The 10,885-nt window shown below is 59.9% G+C and carries 8 protein-coding genes; all 8 read right to left on the bottom strand.

Annotation, left to right across the window (positions count from 1 at the left end; translation table 11 throughout):
* Positions 1-213: 213 nt before the first annotated feature.
* Positions 214-1,944 carry an ABC transporter ATP-binding protein gene (locus ACR2R1_RS03090; RefSeq protein WP_434112618.1) on the bottom strand — a complete coding sequence of 577 codons (1,731 nt, stop codon included), beginning with the start codon at positions 1,942-1,944 and terminating at the stop codon, positions 214-216.
* 10 nt (positions 1,945-1,954) lie between these two features.
* The gene (locus tag ACR2R1_RS03095) at positions 1,955-2,947 is read right to left on the bottom strand and encodes an ABC transporter permease (protein ID WP_434112620.1); all 993 of its coding nucleotides are present in this window, start codon (positions 2,945-2,947) and stop codon (positions 1,955-1,957) included.
* A 313-nt stretch (positions 2,948-3,260) separates the two neighbouring features.
* A complete protein-coding gene (locus ACR2R1_RS03100) occupies positions 3,261-4,583 on the bottom strand; it encodes a CmpA/NrtA family ABC transporter substrate-binding protein (protein ID WP_434114175.1) in 1,323 nt (440 codons plus the stop codon).
* Positions 4,584-5,056: 473 nt separating this feature from the next.
* Complete coding sequence (locus tag ACR2R1_RS03105) at positions 5,057-5,353, bottom strand: GMC oxidoreductase (protein WP_434114178.1); 297 nt, start codon at positions 5,351-5,353, stop codon at positions 5,057-5,059.
* Entirely contained in the window at positions 5,335-5,670 is a 336-nt protein-coding gene (locus tag ACR2R1_RS03110) for a hypothetical protein (RefSeq protein WP_240502449.1), read from the bottom strand. Before ACR2R1_RS03110 ends, ACR2R1_RS03105 begins: the two co-directional genes overlap by 19 nt.
* A gap of 419 nt (positions 5,671-6,089) precedes the next feature.
* Complete coding sequence (locus tag ACR2R1_RS03115; protein WP_434112622.1) at positions 6,090-7,988, bottom strand: ATP-binding cassette domain-containing protein; 1,899 nt, start codon at positions 7,986-7,988, stop codon at positions 6,090-6,092.
* A 101-nt stretch (positions 7,989-8,089) separates the two neighbouring features.
* On the bottom strand, positions 8,090-9,184 hold the full coding sequence (locus ACR2R1_RS03120; RefSeq protein ID WP_434112624.1) for a hypothetical protein: 1,095 nt from the start codon (positions 9,182-9,184) through the stop codon (positions 8,090-8,092).
* Positions 9,185-9,410: 226 nt separating this feature from the next.
* Positions 9,411-10,700, bottom strand: coding sequence for a citrate synthase (locus ACR2R1_RS03125; protein ID WP_086134781.1), 1,290 nt, complete (start codon positions 10,698-10,700; stop codon positions 9,411-9,413).
* Positions 10,701-10,885: the final 185 nt, after the last annotated feature.

The raw sequence follows: 10,885 nt of genomic DNA on the forward strand, positions 1-10,885 counted from the left end.
CTGAGCCGGCGGGGTCGGGAAAGGAAAGGTAAGCGGCACCTTGAGCCGCCGCTTTCCATTTGCGCGGGTTCTCAACCTCCGGCTTTCCCGTTCCCATCCGTCTGGGAACGAGCCAAAAGGCCATTTGGCAACGATATCGCGTTGCGCTCCGTGCGGACTACTCACCGCCCTCGCAGCGTCCGGCGTGGCGGTCCCTCACCGTGGCCCATTTCATCAACTGTGATCGCACTCCGCCAGGAAGGTGAGCAACTGCTCGCGCAATTCGTAGTAGTTCGGGTGTTCGAGCAGTATGGCGCGGGTGCGGGGGCGGGGCAGGTCGATCTCGAGGATCTTGCCGACTTTCGCGTTCGGCCCATTGGTCATCATCACCACGCGGTCGGCGAGCAGAATGGCCTCGTCGACGTCGTGAGTCACCATGATGGCGGTCAGTTTGGTCCGGGTCCACACCTCCATCAGTACTTCCTGCAAGTCCCATCGGGTGAGGGAATCGAGCATCCCGAACGGCTCGTCCAGCAGCAGCAGCTTGGGGGATAGCGCGAATGCCCGGGCGATGCCCACCCGCTGTTTCATGCCGTTGGACAACTCGCTGGCTTTCTTGTCCCTGGCGTCGGCCAGGCCGACCCGGCTGAGATAGTGCTCGACGATGGCGATGCGCTCTTTTTTGCTGGCGTGGGGATAGACCTGCTCCACCCCCAGACAGACGTTCTCGTACGCCGTGAGCCAAGGCACCAAGCTGGGCGCCTGGAACACGATGCCGCGGTCCGGGCCGGCGGTGACCACTTCCCGGCCGTCGAGGACGATGCCGCCCTCGCTGATGTCGTTGAGACCCGCCACCATGGACAACACCGTCGATTTGCCGCAGCCGGAATGGCCGATGATGGAAATGAATTCGCCCTTGCGGATCTTGAGATCGAAGCCGTCGACGACCTTGATGGGACCCTTGCGGCTCGGATAGATCTTGGAGACGCGGGAGAATTCCACGTAGCGTTCCAAAACGGCTCTTGCCGGAACCGCCTTGATGTCGGGAGCCTGGTGTTCGCGTGCGGTGTTGGGAAGGACTGTCGGCAAGCTGATGATGTTGTCGGAAGTCGCAACTTCCCGCTCATGGCTGATTTGCATGAGATATTGAGTCACCTCGCGCCGGATGCGCTTGAACTCCGGGGAATGGTTGATGGCCTGGCGGTCGCGCGGACGGGGCAGGGCGACCCTGAATTCCGGTCCCAGGGTTGCGTTCGGGCCGGGCTTCAGCGGGATGATGCGATCCGCCATGATGATGCCCTCGTCCACATCGTTGGTGATGAGCACGACGGTCTTCTTTTCCTGGCGCCAGATGCGGATGATTTCGTCCTGGAGCTTGGAACGAGTCAACGCATCCAGAGCGCTCAGGGGTTCGTCGAGCAGCAGGATGTCGGGCGAAGCCGCCAGCGCGCGCGCCACCGAAACCCGCTGTCTCATGCCGCCGGAAAGTTCGGCGGGACGCTTGTCCATGGCGGGGGTGAGATTCACCATGGCAATGTATTTCTCCACCCGCGCCGCCCGCTCTGCCTTGGGCGCATCCTTGAACACCTGGTCGACCGCCAGCGCCACGTTCTGGCGCACGGTCATCCAGGGCATCAGCGAATAGTTCTGGAACACCACGCCCCGGTCGGGTCCCGGACCCTCGATGGTCTTGCCATTGCACAGCAGTTCGCCGGCGTCGGCCTCGATGAGACCCGCCATGAGGGAGATGAGGGTGGTCTTGCCACTGCCGGAGAAACCGACGATGGCGACGAACTCCCCCTCCACGATACGGAGGTTGATGTCGTTCAGCACCTCGGTCCGCCGGGCGCCGGTGCCGTAGCCTTTGCCGACGCCTTTCAGTTCCAGCGCCACGGTCCGCGGCGCCGGCTCTTCGGGCGGCTGGCTGTCGAAATCGTCGGTGTAGATGCGTTGTAGGCTTAACATATTGGACTCCTTAGCTTGAACGCTCGCCGAAGCTGACCAGTTGCTGAAAGGTCTGCATGATGCGGTCCAGCAGAAAGCCGACGAAGCCGATGGTGAATACGGCCACCATGATGCGCCCTAGCGACTGCGAACTGCCGTTCTGGAATTCGTCCCACACGAATTTTCCGAGGCCGGGGTTCTGGGCCAGCATCTCCGCCGCGATCAGCACCATCCAGCCCACACCCAGGGACAGGCGGAGCCCCGTGAAGATGAGCTTGAGCGAGGACGGAATGACGATCTTCATCACCTTGGTGCGGGTGGAAAGCCGCAGCACCTTGGACACGTTGATGAGGTCCTTGTCGATGGAGGCAACCCCGACGGCCGTATTGATCAGGGTCGGCCAGAGCGAGCACAGGGTCACGGTGATGGCCGAGATGATGAAGGATTTCTCGAACATGGGCGTGCCGCTCGTCACGTACAGCGCGCTCACCACCAGGGTGACGATGGGCAGCCAGGCGAGAGGCGACACCGGCCGGAAGATCTGGATCAAGGGATTGATCGCGTTCTGGAAGGATTTGCTCAGGCCGCACAGGATTCCCAGCGGCACCGCCACCAGGGTCGCCATGGTGAATCCGGCGAACACCGTGTAAAGGCTGGTGAAAATCTGGTCCAGGTAGGTCGGCTTGCCGGTGTACGGCAGCGGGGTGAATTCCTCGCCCGGATTTTCCGCCAAGAACCGCGCCTTGCGCTTTTCCTGACGTTCGTAGAACGCCGCCTCCCGGTCCCGTTCCGCGATGTGTTCCTGATACAGGTTCCGGGATTGTTCCCACACCGCCGCGGGACCCGGCAATTCCCCGAGCGAGGTTTTGACGCCGGCGGCGGCGACGTGCCAGAGCACCAGAAAGAGGACGATGCCAAACAAGGGCGGCCAGTTGCGGTGGAAGATGGCCGCCAGTTTCGAATCCCCGGTGCCGTTGGCCTGTGTCAGAGTGCCAAGTCGTTGCAATAATGTTTGTGCCGTCATGTTGATCCTCTCTGTCGGAGAGCCCGCGCAGCGCTAGGGCCTCCGACGTGACTGAATGAAGATGGTTTCGCTGGTTACCCAAAGCGTTTTCCGGTTTGGCGTAGCTCCCGAAGTAGGTCGGCAATCCATTCCCAATCGCAAACGGTCGCTTTAGTCGCGACCCTTCCGACACACGCCGTCGGCGAGGGACTCGGTCGGCGAAGGATTGCCGACCTACGCATTTCCGACGCTCAGCCAAACCGCGGTGAAAAGATCCTGGAAACGGCAGCGGGCTTTTCTCGTGCATCGAAGCGGTCAACTGCCGTTTCCAGGGTTATGGCTTTTCGTTGCTCTTGAGGCCGATCTTGAACTGCTTCAGGTAATCGTTGGGTTTACGCCCGTCGTAGACGATGCCGTCGATGAAACCTTTTTGCGGGCCCTTGAATCCGGTCTCCTTGTCGAAATCGGGAAAGTCCTGAGCGCTAAGCTTGCCTTCGGCAATCAACTCTTTGGCCGCGGCGGCGTAAATGTCCGGACGATAGACTTTCTTCGCCGTCTCCATGTACCAGGAATCGGGCTTGGCCTCGGGAATCTGGCCCCAGCGGCGCATCTGGGTGAGGTACCAGATGGCATCGGAGTAGTAGGGGTAGGTGGCGTGATAACGGAAGAACACGTTGAAATCGGGTGCCTCGCGCTTGTCGCCCTTTTCGTATTCGAAGGTGCCGGTCATGCTGTTGGCGATCACCGCTTCGTCCGCACCCACGTAGTTCGGTTTCGAGATGATTTTCACAGCCTCGGCGCGGTTCTTGTTGTTCTCTGCATCCAGCCAGTACCCGGCGCGGATCAGCGCCTTCACCACGCGGATATGGGTGTTGGGATTGGCGTCCGCCCAGGCTTTGGTGACGCCGAACACCTTCTCCGGATTGTTCACCTGGACCTCGTAGTCGGTGGCCACCGGCACGCCGATCCCCTTGAACACGGCCTGCTGGTTCCAGGGCTCGCCTACGCAATAGCCGTCGATGGTGCCCGCTTCCATGGTGGCCGGCATCTGCGGCGGCGGCGTCACCGATATCAGCACATCGGCCTTGAGCGTGCCGCTGATGTCGCCCTTGGTGGGCGCGTAATAGCCCGGATTCATGCCGCCTGCCGCCAGCCAGTAACGCAATTCATAATTGTGGGTGGATACCGGGAACACCACGCCCATGTTGAAGGGCTTGCCCTTTTTCTTGTAACCGTCGACGACCGTCTTGAGGTATTTGGGGTCGATGGGATGCACCGGCTTGCCGTCCTTCATCGGCAGCTTCTTCTTCAATTCCTCCCAAACGGCGTTGGAAACGGTGATGCCGTTGCCGTTGAGGTCCATGCTGAAGGCGGTGATGACGTCGGCCTGGGTGCCGAAGCCGATCGTTGCTCCTATGGGTTGCCCGGCCAGCATGTGGGCGCCGTCGAGTTCGCCCGAGATCACCCGATCGAGCAGCACTTTCCAGTTGGCCTGGGCTTCCAGCGTGACGGACAGCCCCTCGTCCTCGAAATAGCCGTTCTCGTAGGCGATCGCCAGCGGCACCATATCGGTCAGCTTGATGAAGCCGAACTTGAGCGAAACTTTTTCCGGTGGCCCCACCTCCGCTTGCGCCTCGTGGGGACCCGCCGCCATCATCGCGCAAAGCGCAACCGCCATGGCCATGCCGGCCGCCTGCTGCATAAACCCGCGTCTACCGACGCCGGCCCTTTGGACCCCCGCTCCCCGTACAGCCTTTTCGTCTCCCATTTTTGTGCTCCAGTGTTTATCGTCGGGCAAAAAAAAGCGCCTGGCTGCCATCATCGATGGCAGCGAGACGCCGTTGTCGATTTTTCGCGCGCCGCCTTTGGCGCGCAGCTTGTTCAATGAATCATGGAAGCAGAAGGTATGCCAGGCGCCGGAAAGTCACGGAGCTATGGATATTCGAGCCTTTGCGATCAGCTTATTGGCAGAACTCGTCGACCTTCCGTGCACCAATGCAGGGATGCCGCACGAATATGAAACACGCAATGCATCCGGAAGGGCTGCGCGCGTAGGCGAGGACCGGAAATTCGTAGGTCGGCAACGGATTGCCGACCTACTTCGGGCTCTACGCCAAACCGGAAAACGCTCTAGCCGTTCCGAATCAGATCCGCGGCCTTCTCGGCGATCATGATCGTCGGCGCATTGGTGTTGCCGCTCACGATGGTCGGCATGATCGAAGCATCGACCGCCCGCAGTTCCTCGATTGCGTGCACCTTCAAGCGGGAATCGACGACCGCCATGGCGTCGTGGCCCATCTCGCAGGTGCCGGCCGGGTGCCAGGTGGTGGAGGCCGTACGCCTCACGAAGGATTCGAGATCCGCGTCGCTTCGGAGGTGTGCTCCCGGTGCGACCTCGTCGGAATGGCTCAGGTAGTTGGGGTCGATGACCGGCCGGTCGAGCGGATCGCCGAGGCCAGCGTGACCTCTCCGCGGCTCAGGGGCCGATTGATGTAGGCGGTGAACGTGATGCCGTGCCGGTTGGTGGCTCCCGCTTCGGGATAATCGGGCGGCAGGGTCATCAGGAAGAACAGCTGTAGTCCGGGAATCGTCTCTTCCGGACGGCTTTTGACGAAGGCCCTCGCCTCGAGGAAATTCGAAACCAGCGCGCCGCTTCGGTTCGCTTCGTATTCCCGCAGCGCTGCGGCCTTTTGCTCCTCTGGAAGTGGGGCGAAGGTAAGCGGTTGCCTGATCTCGCAGCGCACCCTCGTGTGGAGATGGTCCTGGAGATTCTTGCCGACACCCGGAAGATCATGGCGAATGCCGATGCCAACCGCTGAAGTTCCCGCGCCGGCAGCGCATGCCCCAATGCGCCTAGAGCACAGGCGGATGGGGTAGGGATGGCGACCCTGAGCCGCAGGTCCTCGCAGACCGCCTGTATACCATGATCCATCGAAGCTCTGTCGGGATCGCCGGTGAACATGGTCTCGGCTTGCAGCATGCGGGTGATGCGGTAGTTGCCGTCGATACGCTCGGGCGCGTCGCCCCAGAAGACGGCGGTATAGCCCAGACCGCAATAGGCGGCGGCCGCCGCCGTCGCGGTCGTCGCGAAGTCCGATCAGCGAGCACGCTCTGTTTCGGGGGCATTGGGACCACTACGGAAAATGAGCCTGCGGGCGCCGGCTCAAGTGCTCAGCTGTTCCCGCAAGGCCTCCAGTTCTTCCCAGCGCATATACGCCGCCTCCACCGTCTGCTGCAATTCCGCCAGCCGGGCCTGGGTTCCGGTAATGGTGTCTTTCGTCTGCTGATAGAACTCGGGGCGGGAGATCGCTTCATTCAATGAGGCTATTTCGGTTTCGAGCGCCTCGATCTGCTGGGGCAAAGCCTCGAGTTCGCGCTGTTCCTTGAAGCTCAACTTTCTCAGCTTTTCCTTGACCGGCTTGGGCGGAATCGGTTTTTCAACGGCCGGTTTCGCCGGGGCGGGCCGAGGTGCCGGGCGTTGCCGCACCCAGTCGTCGTAGCCGCCCACGTAATCGTTGACAATGCCGTCGCCTTCGAACGCCAGCACGCTGGTGACGAGGTTGTTCAGGAACGCCCGGTCGTGGCTCACCAGCAATACGGTGCCGTCGTAATCGGTCAACAGTTCTTCCAGCAGTTCCAGCGTGTCCGCGTCCAGATCGTTGGTGGGTTCGTCGAGCACCAGGAGATTCGCGGGCTGAGTGAACAGCCGCGCGAGCAGGAGGCGGTTGCGCTCGCCCCCCGAAAGCGACTTCACCGGCTGACGTGCCCGTTCGGGAGTGAAGAGGAAATCCTTGAGGTAGCCGATGGCGTGAACGTTGCGCCCGTTGACGCTCACCCGGTCGCTGCCTTGGGCGACATTGTCGATCACCGATTTTTCTTCCTCGAGCTGTGCCCGGTACTGGTCGAAATAGGCGATTTGCAGGTTGGTTCCAAGACGGATGCGGCCCGACGTCGGTTGCAGTTCGCCCAGCATCAGGCGAAGCAGGGTGGTCTTGCCGCAGCCGTTGGGCCCGATGATGCCGACCTTGTCGCCCCGCAGGATCGTGGTGGAAAAATCGCGCACGATCGGTTGACCGCCGTAATCGAAGCGAACGTTCTCGGCTTCCACCACCAGTCGTCCGGACTTTTCCGCCTGCTGCAGCAGCATGCTGACCTGGCCGGTACGGCCCCGCCGTTCCGCGCGTTCCTGGCGCATGTCGAGCAGACGCCGTACCCGGCCCATGTTGCGGGTGCGGCGCGCCTTGATGCCTTCGCGAATCCAGGCTTCTTCCTGCGCGAGCCTTTTATCGAATTCCGATTGAGCCTTGGCTTCGGCGTTCAGTTGTTCTTCCTTGCGCTTCAGATAGGTGGCGTAATCGCCGGGCCAGTCGAACAGCTTGCCCCGGTCGAGCTCGATAATCCGGGTTGCCAGCCTTTGCAGGAACATCCGGTCGTGGGTGATGAAGATCAAAGTTCCCGGCCAACCGAGCAGAAATTCCTCCAGCCAAAGAATCGCCGCGAGATCGAGGTGGTTGGTGGGCTCGTCGAGCAATAATACGTCGGGCTCTGAGACTAGGGCTCGGGCGAGCAGCACCCGGCGTTTCAGGCCGCCCGACAGAGACTCGACATCGGTATCCACCGGCAGGTCGAGCTTAGACAGCAAGGATTCGACTTTCCGGTGGAGATCCCAGCCGCCGATGGCATCGATCGCGTGCTGGCATTGCTCCAATTCCGCCAAGGACTTCGAGTCGGAATGGCTCGCAACGCGATGGGATACGTCATGAAACCGGCGGATCAACTCGCCCGTATCGCCTAACCCGCCTGCAACGACGTCGAACACGCTGCCGGTGGCGTCCAGCGGGACTTCCTGATCGAGCCGGGCGATGCGCAAGCCCTCTTGATCGATGATTTCCCCTTCATCCGGAATCAAATCGCCTGTCAAAAGTTTGAGCAACGTGGATTTCCCCGCTCCATTGCGCCCGACGAGGCACACCCGCTCGCCTTTTTCCAGGGAAAAGCCGATTCCGTCCAGCAGAGGCCGACCGAAGCTGACGTGTATATTGCGGAAGGTGATTAAAGCCATCGGAGTGTGGGACAGGAAAAAACGGGAATTTTACGCGCAGAAGTAGTTTGTCGCACCGAATCCGGAGCAATCGAGACCGCTGGACGATCGTTGCGGGGCACTCAGGGAGCGCAGCGTTCGGTCGGAGCGACAATGCGCAGATATCGTTGGGGTCGCCGCTCTTCGAACAGCGTCACCCGGTTCACGACATCCTCGGCACTGGTCTTGCCGATGGGGCCGGCTACGCTCCGCCCGGTCGCGGCAGCGAGCAAGTGTACATAGGTTTGATGAGGGCCGGAGGCAAGCTTCGAGTGTACCAAGGCACCGCCGACATCCCAGGGAGATTCTTTCTCCGGTACGCTGCTGCCCGGATTGCACATGCCGAGCACGATCAAGCCGTTCGGCTTGACGAGAGAACGCAAACTTTGGACGAAGTTTCGAAACCGCTCCGGGCTAAGCTCTTCGAATGAGCGCAAAACGAAGAGCGGAACTCTGCATATGGATTCGCAGGCTGCGCGCTTGAGATCCCGATCGGTATCGTTCGGAATGGAGGCCAGCATCGCGGCCGAACATTGGCGCTGCAGGCAAGCGGTATCCAAGGGTTGGAGTCTGCGCTCTTTGCTTATCAGAATATTTCTGATTTCCGTAGAATCTTTTCGGGAAAGTTCTTTCCAACGGCCGTCCATGAAGCTGCTGAATTCCCGATTCTGGCGGATGTCATAGGTAACGGTGAAAATCTCCGCAACTCCGGGCTGCGCCTCGACGATCCGGGTCGCTTTAGCGTGATCTCCCTCGATGGTGAGCGCGTTCTGAATGATATGACCGTTCAGAATCGGTCCGTCATATCCGCCGTGTCCGATAAGAATCACTCGGTCGAAAGGCGCCGAGCGCTGCGCCAACATATCGGCCTTGCGGTAGTAGTCCTCCCATTTGCGGACATCCCGCAACCAAGTGACTTGTGCGGAGAAGCTGGTTCGATAAAAAGCCTCGATTTCCGCCGCCGGGCGTTCTGGCCAGCGTTCGTTTTCCGCGGAATCCGGATCTTTTCTTAAGAGGGGAATAAGCAATACCCGAGTCGGCGAACGAACGGGAGTCGATGCGGCCGCTGGGGCCGATTCAGGTTTGCACAGGCTTTCTTCGGCGGCTGACGCGGAAAGAAAGGACAGGACGAGAAAGTGGGAAGCAAGCCAGGCAATGACGTGCGATTTTCGATTCAAGACGGCGATACGATAACCCTTGTATCAAATTTGACTCAATAAACAGCATCGGGTTGCCCCAAGGCGATCGAAAGAAGCCGGAAGTCCGAGCCGGTAAACGTCAGCGGCCGCTTTGCCGGTGGGCGATGCGTTCGGAAGCGGTCAATGGCGGGCAAGCGCCGATGCTACGCGCCCGGTTCGGATGTCCCCGTCGGACCGGGAGCAAAGCATAATTCGAAGACGGATTCTACCTGTCGTTCATGGGTTTATAGGCCCGTTGCCGTTCGCCGATGTATATCTGGCGGGGCCGTGCGATTCTCATGCCGGGTTCCTCGATCATTTCCTTCCAGTGAGCAATCCAGCCAGGCAGTCTTCCCAAAGCGAACATTACGGTAAACATGTTCGTCGGAATCCGCATGGCACGGTAGAGGATTCCCGAATAGAAATCGACATTGGGGTAAAGCTTGCGCTCGATGAAGTAGGGATCGGTGAGCGCCACTTCCTCTAGGCCCTTGGCGATTTCGAGAATCGGGTCGTGAATGCCCAGCTTTCCGAGTACTTCGTCGCAGTGCTTTTTGATGATCTGCGCCCTGGGGTCGTAATTCTTGTAGATTCGGTGTCCGAACCCCATCAGTCGAAATGGATCGTTTTTATCCTTGGCCTTGTCGATGAATTTCTTGTAGTTTCCGCCGTCGGCCGCGATCGCCTCCAGCATTTCGATCACAGCCTGGTTGGCGCCGCCGTGCAGCGGACCCCACAAGGCGCAGATGCCGGCCGAAATGGATGCAAAAAGGTTGGCCTTGGAAGATCCCACCATGCGAACGGTCGAGGTGGAGCAATTCTGCTCGTGGTCGGCATGCAGGATGAACAATACGTCCAGCGCCTTGCGCGTCACCTCGTCCGGCTCGTACAGTTTGACCGGCGTCGTGAACATCATGTGCAGGAAGTTGGAGAGGTAGTCCAGTTCCGGACGGCTGTAGACAAAAGCTTCACCCACCGATCGCTTGTAGGCGAAGGCGGCCAGCACACGCACTTTGGACAGGAGCCGGGTAATGGTTTGGTCCCGCTCGTGCGGCGACTGATCCGGTTTCAACAGTTCCGGATGATAAACCGAGAGGGAACACACCATTGCCGAAAGAATGGCCATGGGATGGGCATGGCCGGGGTACGAGGTGAAGAAGCTCTTCATGTCCTCGTGAATCAGCGAGTGGAAAAGGACCTTGTCCTTGAATTTCGTAAATTGCTCGGCGTTCGGCAACTCGCCGTAAATGAGCAAATAGCAGACTTCCATGAACGTCGACTTCTCGCAGAGCTCGGCAATGTCGATCCCGCGGTAGCGGAGAATTCCTTTGTCGCCGTCTATGTAGGTGATGGCGGATGTGCAGGAGCCTGTATTGGCGTAACCGGGATCGACGGTGATGTAACCGGTCGATGCCTGGAGCCGGGTGATATCCAGCCCTTTTTCGTTCTCGGTACCGACGACGACGGGAATATCGAACCGTTTGCCGTCCAGTTCGAGCTTTGCTGTGTCTGCCATAATGCTAAGAAACCCTAAATACGGACTTTGTTCTCGTTTCTGTTTCAGTGTAACGACAACCGGTCATTTAACGCTAGCCTGCCTAAAGAGTGCTCAGTCGTTTTTCGATGCTTTTCAGTAGGCCCGTTTCGGCCGCGATTGTTTCAAGATGGTAACATTGGACTGATAGCGGAACGTTCTTTCCT

This window comes from Methylocaldum sp. GT1TLB (assembly GCF_051027445.1).
Lineage (GTDB): Bacteria > Pseudomonadota > Gammaproteobacteria > Methylococcales > Methylococcaceae > Methylocaldum.

What these genes read in the sequence shown, in the direction of transcription:
- ACR2R1_RS03100 (WP_434114175.1), bottom strand. Translation starts at nt 4,583, where the DNA reads ATGATGGCGGCGGGTCCCCACGAGGCGCAAGCGGAGGTGGGGCCACCG.
- ACR2R1_RS03090 (WP_434112618.1), bottom strand. Translation starts at nt 1,944, where the DNA reads ATGTTAAGCCTACAACGCATCTACACCGACGATTTCGACAGCCAGCCG.
- ACR2R1_RS03115 (WP_434112622.1), bottom strand. Translation starts at nt 7,988, where the DNA reads ATGGCTTTAATCACCTTCCGCAATATACACGTCAGCTTCGGTCGGCCT.
- ACR2R1_RS03125 (WP_086134781.1), bottom strand. Translation starts at nt 10,700, where the DNA reads ATGGCAGACACAGCAAAGCTCGAACTGGACGGCAAACGGTTCGATATT.
- ACR2R1_RS03095 (WP_434112620.1), bottom strand. Translation starts at nt 2,947, where the DNA reads ATGACGGCACAAACATTATTGCAACGACTTGGCACTCTGACACAGGCC.